Below are 17,568 nucleotides of genomic sequence, written 5' to 3' on the forward strand. Positions count from 1 at the left end.
AAATAAGCCCTCATAAAGCGAGGGCTTATTTTTTATTCTTGATAAGAGCTCTCTAATTCATCAATTAAGGAACCAACGTAAGAAACAGCCCTGCGGATTGCATCTGGTTTTGACATATCGACTCCGGCATGTTTCATTAATTCAAGTGGTTTCATCGTACCACCAGCGCGAAGTACATCTAACCAGCAATCAACAGCAGGTTGTCCTTCTTCTTTAATCATTTGAGCCACCGCAGTAGATGCAGTGAGGCCTGCGGAATACGTGTAAGAATATAAGCCCATATAATAATGAGGTTGACGCATCCAAGTTAAGCCAGCACCTTCGTCAATTTCTACGGAATCTCCCCAGAATGTTGAAAGGACATTTGTTTTTATTTCAGTTAAGGTTGTAGCTGTAAGTGCTCCACCTTCTTCTGCTAGCGTGTATACCCTCCTTTGATATTCTCCCTCAAGTAAGTGAGTAACAAAGTTATGATAATATGTGCCGAGTAGTTGCAGAATGACCCATCTACGCATTCTCTTATCGTCAGTGGTCGCTAATAAATGCTGGGCTAATAGTAATTCATTCATTGTAGATGGTGCTTCAACGAAGTACATAGATGGACGTACGTTCATAATACGCTGGTTTTTATTTGCTAAATAAAAATGACCAGCATGCCCGAATTCATGAGCCAATGTGAAACAGCCGCGCATCGTATTTTGCCATGTAATTAAAATGTACGGATGAGAACCATATGGACTTGAACAAAATGCTCCAGTTGATTTGCCTACGTTATCTGCAAGGTCAACCCATCTTTCTTTGAAACCTTTTTTGATAATGGCACTATATTCATCGCCAAGTACTTGTAAAGATTCTTGAATGAGTTTTCCAGCTTCTTCGTAAGTAATTGCTGGATTAAATTCGGGATCTAAAGGTGCATGTAAGTCGCAGAACAGCATTTCATCGAGTCCTAATACTTTCTTTTTTAAATCTGCAAAACGGCGCATATGAGGCGCCAATTCTTTATAAATAATATCGAGTTGATTGTTATACATTTCAAGTGGAACTTTTTGAGGTTCCAAAAGCATATGAGTAACAGATTCAAATTTGCGTAAACGAGAGAGTGTTACTTGTTTTTTTACTTCAGTCGCATATGTTGTTGCCACTGTATTCTTATATCGTTTCAAGGTGGAAACAAATGATGAGTATGCTTTCCTACGTATGTCTGCGCTTGGAGAAAACTCATATTTGCTTTCAAATAATGCAAACGACACAGGGAGTTCATTTCCTTGTTCATCTTGTATGGAGTTAAAATCCATATCGGCTAATTTAGTCATACCGTAAATTTTGTATGGAGAACTATGTACTTCGCCAAGTGCAGCAAGAGCTTCTTCTGTTTCAGGAGAGAGCGTGTGCTGCCTTTTTTGTAGTATGTCTAGTAATGATTTACGGAAAGGTTCGAGTTTTGTTTCTTCAGTTAAATATTTTTCAATTGTGCCTTCTTCTAATGAGAGAATTTCATTATGGATAAAGGATAATGCAGTATGTACTTCCGTCCATAAAGCAGCAACTTTGGAAGAGTTCGCTTGAATAACTGGATTTGTACGATCAACAGATTCTTGTAAATTTGCGTAGGAGTATAGTTTTGTTAACTTCATTAAAAGCTCTTCTTCTAAAAGTAGGCAATGTAATAAGATAGTGGGGCTAGTGTGTAATTGACCTTTAAACGCATCAAGTTTTTTTATATCATCTGTTAATACACGTAATGCAGTTTCCCACTCTTTATCAGATTCGTATAAATCAGAGAGGTCCCATGTTAATTCAATAGGAACTTCTGCGCGAATATGGCGTTTCTCAATTACATCTTTCATATATTATATCCCCCTTATTATAAGTATCTAAAAACATGATACTAGAAAATTCAGTAAAATGAAAATATTTTACATTTCTATATATGAAAAAGGACAAGCATAAAAATACTTGTCCTTCGAGTTAAGTTTAAAAATTAATATACTTTATCACCGTTGAAAATAGAGTTTTTTACGACTACATAATCTACAGTACGAATGGAGTCTAATTTTGTTCCACCAGCGTAAGAGATAGAAGATTGAAGATCTTGTTCCATTTCGATTAAAGTGTCTTCTAAAGAACCTTTATGCTCAACGAACATTTTCTTACCTTCAACGTTTTTCTTCTCGCCTTTTTGGAATTCAGAAGCTGAACCGAAGTACTCTTTATAAAGTTTGCCGTCTTTTTCGATTGTTTCCCCTGGAGACTCTTCATGACCAGCGAATAGAGAACCGATCATAACCATAGTTGCCCCAAATCGAATAGATTTAGCTACGTCGCCATGTGTACGAATACCACCGTCAGCGATAATTGGTTTACTTGCAGCTTTTGCACACCAGCGAAGTGCAGCTAGCTGCCAACCACCAGTTCCAAAGCCTGTTTTAATTTTAGTAATACAAACTTTACCAGGTCCAATACCAACTTTTGTTGCGTCAGCACCAGCGTTTTCTAATTCTCTTACCGCTTCTGGAGTTCCAACGTTTCCAGCGATAACGAAGCTTTCTGGTAAATGCTTTTTAATATGTTGAATCATGTTGATTACAGCATTAGAATGTCCATGCGCGATATCAATCGTGATGTATTCAGGTGTAAGATGTTCAGCAGCTAATTGTTGTACGAATTCATACTCGTCTTCTTTTACACCAACGCTAATAGAAGCGATTAATCCACGTGATTGCATATCTCTAATGAATGAGATTCGTTTCTCTGGTTGGAAACGATGCATGATATAGAAGTAATTATTTTCAGCTAAATACGTTGCAATTCTTTCATCAATAATCGTTTGCATATTTGCAGGTACGACAGGTAATTTAAATTTATGTTTACCTAAAGTGACAGTTGTATCACATTCAGAGCGGCTGTTCACAATACATTTTGCAGGAATTAATTGAATATCTTCATAGTCGAATACGTTTTCCATCATTTACACCCCTAAAATACGAATATTTTATTTTTATTAATAAAAAATGTTCGTCCATATGATAATTTACATTGTTTTCATTAAAAAGTCAAAGGATTTCTTAACGTTTTTTTAAAAAGTAGATTTTATATCTAAAAAACAACGTTAAACACGAATTTAAAATGTTTTTTTGTTTTATATTGTTCGTCTATAGGGATGTTGGAAAATTAAGGTGATTATACAAGGATGTATGTATTCTTTTTATTTTTTTGAGTGGATGTAGGATTCTATGAAAAGGTTAATGCTAACAATACGAGCAAAAGATGTTATCAAGTAGTTGAACAATATATGAAATGATAAGGTTTATTTCTATGTAAAAAGATGAATCTGGCATAATCCATCTTTTTGTGTGAGGTTTCAAGTATAATAAGTAGGGCGATAGTAACGTATACAAAAGATAAAAAAGAAAATAATACAGAATAAAATGAGGTTAATATATGAGTGAAAAAGGGTTTTTTGAGTATAAATTAAGTAAAGAAATTGTAAGGGCACTTACTGGGTTAGGGTATGATCATCCAACAGAAGTACAAGGTAAGGTTATTCCAGTCGCATTACAAAAGAAGGATCTTGTTGTGAAGTCCCAGACGGGAAGTGGAAAAACAGCTTCATTTGGTATTCCACTTTGTGAAATGGTGGAGTGGGCAGAGAATAAACCACAAGCATTAGTTTTAACACCAACGAGAGAGCTTGCGGTACAGGTGAAAGAAGATATTACAAATATAGGGCGATTCAAAAGAATTAAAGCCGCCGCAATTTATGGTAAGTCCCCATTTGCACGTCAAAAATTAGAGTTAAAGCAAAAGACGCATATTGTAGTAGGGACTCCAGGGCGTGTATTGGATCATATTGAAAAAGGGACCCTTTCTTTAGAGCGATTAAAATATTTAGTGATTGATGAAGCGGATGAAATGCTAAACATGGGCTTTATCGATCAAGTAGAGGCAATTATTGATGAATTACCTACAAATAGAATGACAATGCTATTTTCAGCAACTTTACCGGAAGATGTTGAAAGGTTATCACGTACATATATGAATGCACCAACTCATATTGAAATTAAAGCGGCTGGGATTACGACGGATAAAATTGAACATACTCTTTTTGAGGTGATAGAAGACGAGAAGCTTTCACTACTTAAAGATGTAACAACGATTGAGAATCCGGATAGCTGTATTATTTTCTGCCGTACACAAGAAAATGTAGATCATGTATATAGACAATTAAACCGAGCTAACTATCCTTGTGACAAAATACATGGTGGTATGGTACAAGAAGATCGTTTTGAAGTCATGGATGATTTTAGAAAAGGAAAATTTCGTTATTTAGTAGCAACAGACGTGGCTGCGAGGGGAATTGATATTGATAATATTACACATGTTATTAATTATGATATTCCACTTGAAAAAGAAAGCTATGTACATCGTACTGGAAGAACGGGACGAGCTGGAAATAGTGGAAAAGCTATTACATTTATAACACCATATGAAAATAGATTTTTAGAAGAGATTGAGGAGTATATTGGCTTTGAAATTCCAAAGGCAATTGGACCTTCAAAAGAAGAAGTTATGAAAGGGAAAGCTGCATTTGAAGAAAAGATACATGCTAAACCAATTATAAAGAAAGATAAAAATGCAGACATCAACAAAGGCATTATGAAGCTTTACTTTAATGGCGGGAAGAAAAAGAAAATTAGGGCGGTAGATTTCGTCGGTACAATCGCTAAAATTAAAGGTATTACAGCAGAAGATATAGGCATTATTACGATACAAGATAATGTTTCTTACGTTGAAATATTAAATGGAAAAGGACCACTTGTCTTGAAAGTCATGAAGACTACAACGATTAAAGGGAAACAACTAAAAGTTCATGAAGCAATTAAGTAAATAAAAACTATCCACTTTAATAGGTGGATAGTTTTTATTTATGATTCTTTTAAATCATCCACTAGTTGCTCCGCTAAACGTCTATACATATTACTCATAGTCACGAAGGATGTTAGTAGTAGAAATTTTTCTAGCTTTGTGTCTTCTAAGGAAGAAATCTCATTTACTTCTGTAACACGGTTATTTACGTCTTGTTTAAAGCTTTCGACATTGCTTTCAGTAAGAGCAAGATAATTTTTGTATAACGTATTTAATTCGAATGAATCATCATTTAATAAGGAGTCATTTATAGTTTCTAATGAACTTTTTATGTCGTTAATGGAAAGAGCACCTTTTAATTGATAAATTAGGCTAATTAAAATCATATGCTCTTTTGAATACTTTTTATTTTTGATAGGGATGAATAGTCTCCCTTTTGCGTAATTATTAATCATCGTTTTTGTTAATACTTTTTCATCATCAGTTCTCGTTGTATCTGCATAAGTATTCTCAAATAGTTGGACAACTTGATCTACATATAAGTCAACATTTGGAATATCCTCAAGTTTAATATTTTTTTCTAAATGCAATGTCTCAAGTAATTCATTTATATTTTCCACGTAGAATCCCTCACTTTTATAACTTAGTGGAACTTAATGTCTAATACATCTTTAAATATGGTATTACGAAACAAATGAATTGTAAATGTTGACCTTAAAAAGAAATGTGCATATAATTACATGTAGTTACCAAAACTACATGTAATTATATGAGGGGTGTTATTATGAATACTTATGTAAGGGAACCAGTTAATGCATTTACTCACTTAGGTGGAGCGATATTATCATTTATTGCCTTATTAGCTATGCTTGTGAAAGTTTCTATCAAGATGCCATCATTTGCTGCAATTACAGCTGTTATTTTGTTTGGGATTGGAATGATGGTCCTTTATACGGCATCAGCTGTATATCATAGTGTTGTGGCCAATGAACGTGTTATTTACTTCTTTAGGAAGCTAGATCATTCTATGATTTTTATATTAATTGCAGGTACATATGCACCCTTTTGCTTAATTACATTAAATTCAGCAAGTGGTTTGCTATTATTTTGTTTAGTCTATGCAACTGCGATTTGTGGCATTGTGTTTAAAATGTTTTGGTTTAATTGTCCAAGATGGTTATCGACAGCAATTTATATTACGATGGGTTGGTTAATTGTTTTATTCTTTGCACCGTTAGCTGAGAATTTAAGTACAGGAGGCATTGTTTTCTTAGTACTTGGTGGCATTTTTTATACAATTGGTGGATTTATTTATGGAACAAAGCCAAAATGGCTAGAGTTTAAATATATGGGGCATCATGAAATTTTTCACGTTTTTGTATTATTAGGTAGTCTTGCACATTTTCTAAGTGTATATTGTTACGTAATTTAATAAGAAAAACGCCACATAACAAAAATTATGTGGCGTTTTTCTTATTATTTGATTGGAATCGTATATGTTATAAAATTATTATGGGATAAAATGTAAGTTTCTGTGTTCGCATATTAAACATAGGATAAGAAATATGTGATATACTTTGAGAAGTTTATAATGAATGAAATATGGAGGACTATAATTATGGCAATACTTGTAACAGGTGGAGCAGGGTATATTGGTAGTCATACATGTGTAGAATTACTAAATAGCGGTTACGAAATTATAGTAGTTGATAATCTTTCGAATAGCTCGGTAGAATCTATAAATCGAGTGAAAGAAATAACAGGAAAACAATTTAAGTTTTATAAAGAAGATGTTTTAAATCAAGAAGCACTTGACGCAATTTTTGAAGAAAATGCAATCGAAGCAGTTATTCACTTTGCAGGATTTAAAGCTGTAGGGGAATCAGTAGCAATTCCATTAACATATTATCATAACAACATTACGAGCACTTTAGTGCTATGTGAAGTAATGCAGAAACATAATGTAAAGAAGATGATTTTTAGTTCATCCGCAACTGTATATGGTATCCCGGAAACGTCACCGATTACAGAGGAGTTTCCATTAAGTGCAACAAATCCATATGGTCAAACGAAATTAATGATTGAGCAAATTATGCGTGATGTAGCATTTGCAGATAGAGAATGGAGTATCGCGTTACTTCGCTATTTCAACCCATTTGGTGCACATGAAAGTGGACGTATTGGAGAGGATCCAAATGGAATTCCAAATAACTTAATGCCATATGTCACACAAGTGGCAGTAGGTAAGCTAAAAGAATTAAGTGTATTTGGAAATGACTACCCAACGAAAGATGGAACAGGCATCCGTGACTACATACATGTTGTAGACTTAGCAAAAGGTCACGTAAAAGCGCTAGAGAAAGTACTGAATACAACAGGAGTAGATGCTTATAATTTGGGCACAGGTACAGGGTATAGTGTACTTGAGATGGTTGAAGCATTTGAAAGGGTTTCAGGAAAAAAAGTTCCTTATAAAATTACAGAGCGTCGTCCTGGCGATGTGGCAATATGTTTTGCAGATGCATCAAAGGCAAAACGTGAACTAGGATGGGAAGCAAAACGTGGATTAGAAGAAATGTGTGCAGATTCTTGGAGATGGCAATCAAATAATAAAAATGGCTATTTGGAAGTTTAATATGTAGATACAAAAAATGACCTTTGCATGAGCAAAGGTCATTTTTGTATTTATTTCCCGTTAAGTTTATTAGCTAATTTGGTAAAAAAGGTCCGCTGTTTTATAGGAATATTTGACTGGCAAAATGTATAATAATCAATATCTTTAATGTAAGTAAAGAGCCTAGAAATAGCATATAGGAATGTAATAGAAGATCCAACGGCGAAACTAATGCCGTAACCATTGAATCCAAATGGAAGCAGGATAAGGCTTAATAACAAGTTTGCAAAAAAGAAAATAGTTGATGTTCGAAATGCCCCTTTACGATCCTCAAAGTATAGGAGTAGTAATGTAATAACGAGCACCATTCCATTTGCATAAGCACCAACTATAGTTAGTTGCAGAATAGAGTAATTAAGTGTTGTTTTTCCAGATTGCGAACTAAACATCCATATTATAAAAATAATAAGTAAGGAAAAAATACCTTGATTACGAAGTATACGTTCCATTTCCTGCTTTAAGACAAAGTTCATGGAATCTTTCAATTGTAAAAGCGTATGTAATGTTCCGCCATTATTTACCGAACCGAAGAACTTTTTATATCTTTCATAAAACCTGGTTTCAATGGATACTACAAAGAAAATATAGGTTGGGATAATACTTAAATACGCCCAGAAAACAGAAGTATCATAAATTTGATGATAAATAAATGTGTTTTCAATATTTCCCCGACCGTCTCCAAACCAAATAACAAAATTACATACCCAAATACCCACATTGTAAAAGAGGCTTGACCAAAATAATTCTGGATATTTATCTAAATAAGACAGAAAGGTAAATTGTTCAGTAGCATCACTATTTGGAAACATTCGTACAATAACGATACTTAACCATACTAGTGTAATGAAAGTACCGAGTGTAAAAGAAATTAAAAGCAATAGGGCAGATTCATGTTCTAACCCAAGTGTAGGGTGCCAGTAAGCTACTAGGATAATTCCTAATAGGGAAAAAATGGATCCAATTAAAAATGCCAGTGCAATTGATTGATAATCTTTAGCTGCTGTTAAATAAATGGACTGAATCCAGATGATATTTAAAGCTAAAAATAAAAATAGCATCACGATTTTATAATATAAAGCTAACGGTGTGAAAAATGCAAACAAAAGCCATAACATAATAGCTAAAAAAAGTGTGATCTTCGTCATTCCTAAAAATGAAGAAAATACTTTATCAGCTTTTTGTTCGTATAAAAGGTCAGCTACATATCTAGTTACAATGAGCTGCAATGCTCCGTAAATAATTTGAGAAAAAATAAAGCAATATGAAATTGAAATAGTGAAAAGACGCTGTTCTTCAATTGAAATAGAATGAAATAAACTCAAAATGAATCGAATAGTTGTTACTGCTAAAATAACGACTAACCAAGGACCAGCTGTAACAAATAACGAAAATCCATAAGCTTTTACCCTTGAAGAATAGTAGTCTTCCTGAAATAATTTTTGTAATCGAAATCCTATACCTGCCATGTTTTCGCACCCCTTTCTAAATAAAGCTTACGATAACTATCAACAACACCTGATAATTGATAATATGCTTCAATACGATTACGCCCATTGTTTCCGAATTGTTGAATGGATTCAGGGTGGCGATAATACCATTCTAAGTGGGTGGCAACTTGTTCAGGAGATACAGGTGGTACAACAAAGCCACATTGGCCGTAAGGATCTTCATCTTGTCCATAAATTAACTCCTTACAAGAACCAACGTCTGTAACAACCCATGGTAATCCCGATGCCATTCCTTCTAACATAGCTAGTGGTTGCCCTTCAGATATGCTAGTTAATACGAGAATATCCGTTTGTTTTAAGTAATCTTTAATGTTTACTCTGCCAGTCATTATTACATGTTCTTTTAATCCAAGTTGCTGAATTAAATCACGACATTCTTGGGCATACTCTGGTTCTTCTGTATCAGGACCTAATAAGTAGAAGATAAATGGAATATCTTTTTCTAATAATAATTTAGCTGCATAAATCATTGTTTTTACGTCTTTAATTGGCACAACTCGTATAATAGCAGAAATGATGAGTTTAGCTGAATAATGTTTTGGCTTACGTAGCCCTTTATAGTCAGATAAAGTAACACCATTTGGAACAATTTTTAGTTTATGGGCCGGAGCTCCTAGTTCTTTTTGATATGCACTATTCCGTCCGAATAACGTAATCACATCAGCAGCTTGTTCATATGCTTGGTGAGATAAATGATGGAAGAAAGAAACCCATCTTTTTTTGTATTCGATTGGTATCCAAGTTGATTGGAGTATTTCCTCTTCACGTTCCCGAGAATAAATACCATGCTCTGTTAGAATAAATGGTATATCAGATTTGGCACTAATTGCAGCTCCAAGAAGCCCACCATAGCCTGTAGATACAGAATGGATAAGATCTAATTCAGGAAAATCAATTTGTAAAATTTGAATGATTGGTGTGAACATAGATCTCCACATCCAAAAGTAATTTAAGAAAGAACCACTACTTTCTTCATACAAATAGCTTTCTTTTACTATTTCATAAAATTCACGACTTTCGAAGAAGGAATGTAGTGTTCCTAGCTTTTGCTTGTTCCCTAATATTTGTAATGCTTCTGTGTCGTTAGCTTGGAATGTAAACCATTTTTGAAGTGTTTGTACTTCATCAGTCGTTAAATTGGTTTTTATATGGTTTGAGTCACTTTCTGATTGTAAGGGAATCATAATGATATCTTTCACATTGTTAGGAATTTCATATTGATATTCCGCTTCTGTTTTTATTTGCGGTACGATCGCAAAAATGGTGAATTCATGTTCTTTAAATTGTTGGATAATTATTTGTACCCAACTTGCTACTCCGCCACTGACAAAAGGATAACTTCCTTCAACGACTAAACCTATTCTCATCTGCTATACCCCTTTAATTGGAATTGTAGCGTTAGCTTGTTTTAATATAACGCTATAAATTTGTGAATCTAGCTTTGTAACTGTGCCGTATGGGAATGAACCGGTTTTCAATTTTTTCCCTTCTTCCACACGTATAATCGTTGCAGTGTGGTTTGGTAATCCTTTATATGCAATGTGAACAGCATCATCTTCATAAGAAACAGCTAAATCACCGGTTTGATAAATTTTCATGGAAGCAGTTGCTTCACTTTGTGTCATACTTTTTATATAAGGATATCTTTCTCGTATTTCTTTAATTGTCGTTTTATAAGCTTTAAATAATTCTTCCCACGTTAAATTACCCGAACGTTTTTCATCAAGGATATCATCTGGATGGACGAAATGTGAGATAACCCCTAAATTTGCAGTAACATCAGCTAAAATAAATTGTTCTTCATCTGAAATAGCATAGCCACTCGTAATACGTGGGAAGTGATAAATATTTTTGTTGTGCTCGTCTGGTCCAAATTCTTGAATTAAACTGCCGTTACTTTTACTTCCTACATATAGAGAAGCAACTGTTTCCATAGTTGGGACCGCGTCGTTTAATGCACTTAATCCAGTTGTATTTATAATATTGGATGGTGGTACATAGGTTTTTAGTTTTTCGTTTGGAAAGAAGTTATACACGAGTTTTTGTAAAGCATCTAAGGATCTCTCCATGTCCTCTTTTGAATTCCATGGAACATATTCAAGTGCTTTATCTACTGGGTCTGGTGGTAATAATAAAGGTTGATGGTTATAGCCATGAATACCGATTTCTCCACCGTGACTTAATAATTCTCTCCCAAATAATAAATAGGTATTTCTATTTTTACCTGTAAAATTTTCAAAGGGTGGCGTTACTTTATTTTGATATGTCCCAATTGCAACCCCTGTATATTTAATATCAAGCTCTTCAGAGATATCCTTCATATTTTTCCACCAATGTTTTTTATAAAATTCTTCAACAGAAATTTTTTCTGTTGTTAAGTTTTTTAGTTCTCCACTTGGAATTGGAGATGGGAAGTCATCGATATACATAATCTCCGCTCCAAGTTGTACTGTAGCGAAAGTCGGGAAAATAGTACCCAGTGATTGAACGAACATACCTCTACCTAATTTATCGTTCAATGCTGTTGTATTCCAATATAAGACTTTTCCTTCACCGTAGTCATTGGTCCAAAGGATGGGAGTATCTTCTGCAGTAATCCAAGTATTAGTTGTATTCTCATCTAGCGTAATATTCATTGAGCTATGAGTGAACAATGGAGAAGAACTTGAGAGATCAGGATAACCAGGGAATAAAACTTCTTCAAAGGTTAATCCTTTCACATCTTTGAAGCCTTCTTTTTTTGTAATACCAAATAATGTGTTCCAGGAAGAATCTGAATCAAGTCGGTTTGCGATAATAATCCTTCCGCCCATTTGTACAAAATTTTGAATATCAGCTTGTGGAAGTTGCGCCATTATTTCACCTGTAATAATAATTCCTGTATAGGGAGAGGGAGTAAGTCCCTTAATTTCATTAGCTGTAATATTTTTATAGTGTAGGTGTGCGTAATCCATTGCCTTTTTCGTATTAAATTCGACTTGTTGCCCTAATGTATTATCCGTTTTTAAAACGTATAATTGCATTTTTTGTCCATTTTGGGCGACATCTTTTGCTTTGAATGTTTTAACAATATCTGTTTCTTTAGTTTTAGGAACAGAAAACTTTTGATAGAAATTTTCTGTTCGATATATAAGGATAGATATAATTAAGAGAAATAAAATGATACTAACAATTCCGATATATATATTAATCCCCTTTTTCAATGTGTGCGCCTCCAAACTGCCTTACAAATAATTGATATTTACGCGGTAGTATATGAACTCTTTTTGCAGCTGCTAGATTATTGATTAAGTTATAGAGCTCGTCCCATAACTTTTGCTCATAATATATTTCAAGTAACCCAACGTAACCGTAATATGATTCAGGATAGAAATGAATAAGATTTAAAAATTGTTCTTCAGACTTTGCATATTGTTTTGTATGTAGAAACAGATTTCCAAGGTGGAAAGGATAAAGAGGTTCGGTAGGGAATAGTTCTACACTTTGTGTAATAAATTTTATAAATTCGGCGATTATTTTTTCCTTTTGCTGATTAGAAAGAAGACCACTGTCTATATATCTTAAATAATTAGAAACCAATTCTTCTGCAATTTCATTTTGTGGATTTTGTAGAAATTGCTTATTTAAGTATTCGATCTGTTTTTCGTACCGTTCATTTAGTAAATTAATAGTAGTTGCTGCGTAATGTACAGTTTCAGGATCTTTATGGTGAATGGCTTCTTTCAATAAGTCTCCTTCATTGGAAATAGGGGAGGAGCTTAACTGTACAATGAGTTGTTTATGTAATTCAGGCTTATCTAGTTCTAATCCAGAAGAAAATGAAATTAGGTCCATATCTTGTTTTGCTGATGCCAAAATATCTTCATAATGATCAACTTGAAAGGAAACATACTCAGAGTATTGCTGTAACCACTCGGTCTTGGAGCGTCTTATATTCAGTAATAACATGATTGCTGATACAATAAGTCCGACAAGCGGGAAAAGGAGAGAGATAATCAAGCAAAACTCAATAATTCCTTTCTTATCTTCAGTAATCAAACCTTTCGTAAAACGAAATAAAAGAAAAACCAAAATAGCATAAATAAAGTAAAGAAGGAGTAAAATCATTAGAATACCACTCCTTTAGAAGAAAGAGCGTTTTGTATACGAGTTTTGACTGGTAATAAAAATTTTTCTTCAGTGCCAGGTAATAGAATCATAACCTTTTGCTCGATCGTGCTATAACCGAATATATCAATATCACGCAAATGATCTTTTAAAATAGAATTTATCCTTTCTAAGGAATCTTGTGGAACAGTAAATTCAAAATAGGAATATGGATAAGATAATGTTTCGTAACGTTTCTTTTCTATTTTTAGTAAATGTTCAAATTCATCTTCATAATAAATGCTCGTTTTAGGGAATGTACGATCCTCTTGACTTGATAGCCAAAGATTAGAAGCGTTTTGTAAACGATCACCCATCCAGCGTAAATACCATGTGAAAAGTTCGAATTGCTCAGAAGTTACTTTTGAAAATTCAATTTCGTCTAATATAATGACGTATTGTACATCATCTTGGAATAGGACGGGACCAACTAAAAGTGGAGCGTCTTGAAAATCCTCTTCTGTACGGAAAAAAGGTCGATTATGTGCTAGAGCATTTTTGATGACTAGCGAAGCATTTTTAACAAAAATGGATTGAGGTAAGGTATTTTTACCAGTTTCTGCTCTTAATTTAATACGAAGTGATTGTTTATTGTTATCGACGTGATAGATACCAATTTTTTTTGCTCCGAAATACATTTTTAATACATTTATCCCCTCATCGAGTACAATTTCAGGATGTGTATGATTTAAAGCTTTAAACATATGATACATTTTAGATAAGTGATTATTTGATTCAAGTACACGAGAACGTAGTGTAATACGTGTTTCATCCAATTGTTTCACAACATATTTTAATTCCTTATTTTCGGCTTTTAGCTCATTATTTATCATATGTACATCTTCATACCGTTCCTTTTGTGCAGTACTCATTAGTCCACAACATAAACTAATAACAAGTAAGAAAATCCAATTAATCCAGTAATCTAATGAATAAAAGTACAGTAATATATCATCTTCCTTATATATACCGCTTACAAAAATATAAATCATTGCTTCTAGAAAGGTGAAAAGGGCGATAGATATGCCATACCGGCTAGAAATAATTAATGTAATAAATAAGAGTAAGAAGTATTCATACGTTGGTGTTAGAAAATCAGTTAGTATTGAGAGAAAAAATAGAGCAATAAAGAGAATCGTAGGTTCAATCATTTTTTGTAATAAATTAGATTGTCTATAGTGCATAAAAAATCCCTTCTTTCGTTTGCAAATTTAATTTTGAGGAATAGTACACTGAAATAAAATACATAATTTAAAAGAATTATTTTAAAATATATAAAGCCCAAATCATTTTATCAACAGAGATGTAGTAAATTCAAGTGAAATAAATTCTAATTTTTGTTAATGTATTGTATTTATTGGAATTTTTATTAAATATCGAGCTTGAAAAAATGTAAAATGTTATTGTATTACTATACTTGTATTAATATTTAAAATGATAAAAAATTACAGTTTTATAGGGGGGGAATATTATTATGGAGTGGAAACGTTCCATATGCTTTTTAGCTATATTTTCTTTTATTTTTTCCTCAAGTACATCCGCCCAAGCAAATGTCGTGGAACCAGTTTTAAAAAATGTACGAAGTTATAAAATTTATTATGGTGAAGCAAATGAGCAAGTAATTGAGGGACTTTCAAAGTATGACATGGTCATTATAGAGCCATATGCATTTTCGAAAGAGCAAGTTCAGCAATTAAAAAAATCAGGAACAGTAGTCCTTGGGTATGTTAGTGTTTTAGAATTAGAATCGTGGCATAAATCGCAAGTAGTTGAATCAGACTATTATTATCGAGACGGTAAGAAAATGAAGATTGAGCAGTGGGATACATATATTATGAATTTAGCTGATGAACATTACCGGCGGATTGTTGTAAATAAAGTGAAACAGCAAGTTATTGGAAAAGGAATAGACGGTGTGTTTTTAGATACCGCTGGTGATATTGACGACTATTTTTATGATCAGCCAGTTACACAAGGGAAATTTCGCGAAGCATATGTAAATTTATTAAAAGAAATAAAAGGTGTTGATTCTGATTTGCTTCTTATACAGAATTGGGGATTTGACACAATCAAAAATACATCCTTGAATTTTATACATGGTGTATTGTGGGAGGACTTCAATAAACAAGTTATTACGAAAGATGAATGGAGTCAAAATTGGATGCGCTATTTTAAACAACAAAGTAATAAGATTGTAACGTTTACCGTTACTCCAAATACCATATCTAAAAAATATAGTTCTATAAATGGATTTATTCCTACAATTAATCCGAATGATATTTATGATAAATAGCAATTATTAGGGATGAGAAACTATCAATATTGACTATGAAAGTTTAGGTCAGTATACGATTATCTTATAAAGATAAATGTATTACTGACTAGCTCATTTTATAATATTCCATGTTAGAAATTAGTAGAATAAGATAGAAAAAGTGCATTATCCTATTAATTTTTATAGAAATAAAAAACGTAATATTTAAAATAACATCAATACTTGTGTCATGGTTAGAGTACGTTTATAATCAAGGAATCCTATTAATGTTCTGATAGGGTTATTTATGATTGAAAGCGTTTTAAATTTGGTGTTCTTCAAGGTAGGAAGTCTGACCTATTTGGATTAAAAATTATGTATGTAGTTTTAAATAGGAAGAAAAATAATAAAGAATCACTTTATATTGTGGGGAGGTTAAAAGTGTGAAAGGGAAAGACTTTCACACGAATACATATGGGTTACGTAGGATTATTACTTTCGGGTGCAGCTTTATTTTTAAATAGTCTTGTTATATTAGGAAAAGCAGAGATGAAAAGTGCAGGTGTTTTTAATTTATTTGTGGGTGCACTACAAATTATTATCCCGTTCTATTTAATCATGATTTCTGATCAAAGTAATTGGACGGTATATTCATATGCAGCTACTTTCTTATTCGGATTAACCTATTTATATGTAGGTGTTACTTTTATAAAAGGAATGGATAGTAGCGGTTTAGGTTGGTTCTGCATTTGGGTAGCAATTATTGCTTTATTCTATATGGTTGTTTCATTTGTTCAATTCCACGATGTTGTGAATGCGTTAACGTGGTTTATGTGGGCATTACTTTGGTATTTATTCTTTGTATTAAATACACAAAAAAAGAACATCAATCAATATCTTGGAAGGATTGCCTTCGTACAATCATGGGTAACATTGACGTTACCTTCACTCTTTTATTTTATGGGAGTATGGGGAGAGGGATTCGTATATGAATTATGGGTTTATGTATCTGTAATTTCTATTTTATACTTCTGTTATTGTATTTATAAATATCGAGTACGTTAATATATTTTTTGTAGAAAAGCATGGAATCGTTAAACGAGTTCCATGCTTTTTATATGTTAGCATTTATAATAGAGAGGTAGTATTTTACAATTTATCGAAATGGGGATGATAAAGTTGAAAAAAGTATTAGTGCTAGGGGGAACTAGATTTTTTGGTAAACATTTAGTAGAAGCACTTTTGCAAGATGGGCACGATGTAACGATTGCGACGAGAGGAATTACGGGAGATTTTTTTGGGAGTAGAGTAAAAAGACTTATTGTAGATAGAGAAGATGAAAAACAACTAACAGAGCGTCTAGCAGATAAAAGTTATGATATTGTATACGATAATTTATGCTATAGCTCGAATGCAGCGAAGATAATATGTGAAGTGTTACGAGGGAAAACGAAGAAATTGTTATGACATCTTCAATGGCTGTCTATGAACCAACACTAAGTTTATCAGAAGAGAACTTCAATCCGTACGAGTATGCAATTGCGTATGGAGATAGGAATGACTTCAATTATGGTGAAGGAAAGAGATTAGCCGAAGCAGTTGTATTTCAACAAGCAACATTTCCAGTTGTTGCAGTTCGTTTTCCAGTTGTTATTGGAGAAAACGATTATACGAAAAGGTTACAATTTTACGTTGAACATATTGTGAGAGAAGAACCTGTCGCAGTGAATGATCTAGATGGAAAATTGTCGTTTATACATGAAGAAGAAGCCGGGGGATTTTTAGCTTGGTGTGGGATGAAAGACATAGAAGGGCCAATTAATGCTTGTAGCAACGGGGTAGTTTCTACTCGGGAAATTATTCATTTTATAGAAGAAAATACGGGAATAAAATCACTCATTCAAGAAGTAGGAGATCATGTAGCACCTTATAATGAATTGACTAATTGTACATTACATAATGGAAAAGCTAATGAATTAGGATTCCCGTTCCGAGGGTTGAAAATAGAAATAGAAAAAGTATTACGTTATTACATACATGCAATGAAATGATCATAAATCCCCCGGTGGCAATCCGGGGGATTCTGGAGGATTTCGACAATACTAATTTTACATTAC

13 protein-coding genes and 1 pseudogene are annotated in these 17,568 nt (G+C 33.2%); 6 read left to right on the plus strand and 8 right to left on the minus strand.

Features of this window, described 5'->3' with window-relative positions; genetic code table 11:
* Nucleotides 1-32: 32 nt before the first annotated feature.
* Nucleotides 33-1,850, minus strand: a complete 1,818-nt coding sequence (gene pepF / locus PDQ33_RS03525) for an oligoendopeptidase F (RefSeq protein WP_270754743.1) — start codon at nt 1,848-1,850, stop codon at nt 33-35.
* Between the two features lie 134 nt (nt 1,851-1,984).
* Nucleotides 1,985-2,968 (minus strand): GMP reductase, encoded by a 984-nt coding sequence (gene guaC, locus PDQ33_RS03530; protein ID WP_000432434.1) that lies wholly within the window; start codon nt 2,966-2,968, stop codon nt 1,985-1,987.
* A gap of 476 nt (nt 2,969-3,444) precedes the next feature.
* Here guaC and PDQ33_RS03535 point away from each other — a divergent pair, with 476 nt between their 5' ends.
* Complete coding sequence (locus PDQ33_RS03535) at nt 3,445-4,890, plus strand: DEAD/DEAH box helicase (RefSeq protein WP_270392475.1); 1,446 nt, start codon at nt 3,445-3,447, stop codon at nt 4,888-4,890.
* 38 nt (nt 4,891-4,928) lie between these two features.
* Here the strand turns inward: PDQ33_RS03535 and PDQ33_RS03540 are convergent, their stop codons facing one another.
* Nucleotides 4,929-5,489, minus strand: coding sequence for a DUF1836 domain-containing protein (locus tag PDQ33_RS03540; protein ID WP_270754741.1), 561 nt, complete (start codon nt 5,487-5,489; stop codon nt 4,929-4,931).
* 164 nt (nt 5,490-5,653) lie between these two features.
* Here PDQ33_RS03540 and trhA point away from each other — a divergent pair, with 164 nt between their 5' ends.
* The gene (trhA, locus tag PDQ33_RS03545; protein WP_001099729.1) at nt 5,654-6,301 is read left to right on the plus strand and encodes a PAQR family membrane homeostasis protein TrhA; all 648 of its coding nucleotides are present in this window, start codon (nt 5,654-5,656) and stop codon (nt 6,299-6,301) included.
* Between the two features lie 186 nt (nt 6,302-6,487).
* Nucleotides 6,488-7,504, plus strand: coding sequence for a UDP-glucose 4-epimerase GalE (galE, locus tag PDQ33_RS03550; protein WP_000996533.1), 1,017 nt, complete (start codon nt 6,488-6,490; stop codon nt 7,502-7,504).
* 50 nt (nt 7,505-7,554) lie between these two features.
* On the opposite strand, the gene pelG is transcribed toward galE, so the two are convergent.
* Genes pelG through PDQ33_RS03575 form a run of 5 tightly spaced genes read right to left on the minus strand, consistent with a single transcriptional unit; the run spans nt 7,555 to nt 14,381 of the window.
* Entirely contained in the window at nt 7,555-9,009 is a 1,455-nt protein-coding gene (pelG, locus tag PDQ33_RS03555; RefSeq protein WP_270754739.1) for an exopolysaccharide Pel transporter PelG, read from the minus strand.
* Nucleotides 8,997-10,418 (minus strand): GT4 family glycosyltransferase PelF, encoded by a 1,422-nt coding sequence (gene pelF, locus PDQ33_RS03560; RefSeq protein WP_270754737.1) that lies wholly within the window; start codon nt 10,416-10,418, stop codon nt 8,997-8,999. Before pelF ends, pelG begins: the two co-directional genes overlap by 13 nt.
* 3 nt (nt 10,419-10,421) lie before the next feature.
* The gene (locus PDQ33_RS03565) at nt 10,422-12,254 is read right to left on the minus strand and encodes a DUF2194 domain-containing protein (RefSeq protein WP_270392480.1); all 1,833 of its coding nucleotides are present in this window, start codon (nt 12,252-12,254) and stop codon (nt 10,422-10,424) included.
* Complete coding sequence (locus PDQ33_RS03570; RefSeq protein WP_270754733.1) at nt 12,238-13,158, minus strand: tetratricopeptide repeat protein; 921 nt, start codon at nt 13,156-13,158, stop codon at nt 12,238-12,240. The genes PDQ33_RS03565 and PDQ33_RS03570 overlap by 17 nt, the downstream gene beginning before the upstream one ends.
* Complete coding sequence (locus PDQ33_RS03575; protein ID WP_270754731.1) at nt 13,158-14,381, minus strand: nucleoside-diphosphate sugar epimerase; 1,224 nt, start codon at nt 14,379-14,381, stop codon at nt 13,158-13,160. Before PDQ33_RS03575 ends, PDQ33_RS03570 begins: the two co-directional genes overlap by 1 nt.
* Nucleotides 14,382-14,671: 290 nt before the next feature.
* On the opposite strand from PDQ33_RS03575, the gene PDQ33_RS03580 reads away from it, so the two are divergent.
* The 3 genes and pseudogenes from PDQ33_RS03580 (at nt 14,672) to PDQ33_RS03590 (ending at nt 17,502) form a co-directional block, all read left to right on the plus strand.
* On the plus strand, nt 14,672-15,490 hold the full coding sequence (locus PDQ33_RS03580; RefSeq protein WP_270754728.1) for a putative glycoside hydrolase: 819 nt from the start codon (nt 14,672-14,674) through the stop codon (nt 15,488-15,490).
* 435 nt (nt 15,491-15,925) lie between these two features.
* A complete protein-coding gene (locus PDQ33_RS03585; RefSeq protein ID WP_000542569.1) occupies nt 15,926-16,516 on the plus strand; it encodes an AmiS/UreI family transporter in 591 nt (196 codons plus the stop codon).
* A 99-nt stretch (nt 16,517-16,615) separates the two neighbouring features.
* A pseudogene (locus PDQ33_RS03590) lies at nt 16,616-17,502 on the plus strand (NAD-dependent epimerase/dehydratase family protein).
* Nucleotides 17,503-17,568 lie beyond the last annotated feature (66 nt).

The organism is Bacillus cereus group sp. Bc031, assembly GCF_027716265.1.
Classification (GTDB): Bacteria; Bacillota; Bacilli; order Bacillales; family Bacillaceae_G; genus Bacillus_A; species Bacillus_A paranthracis.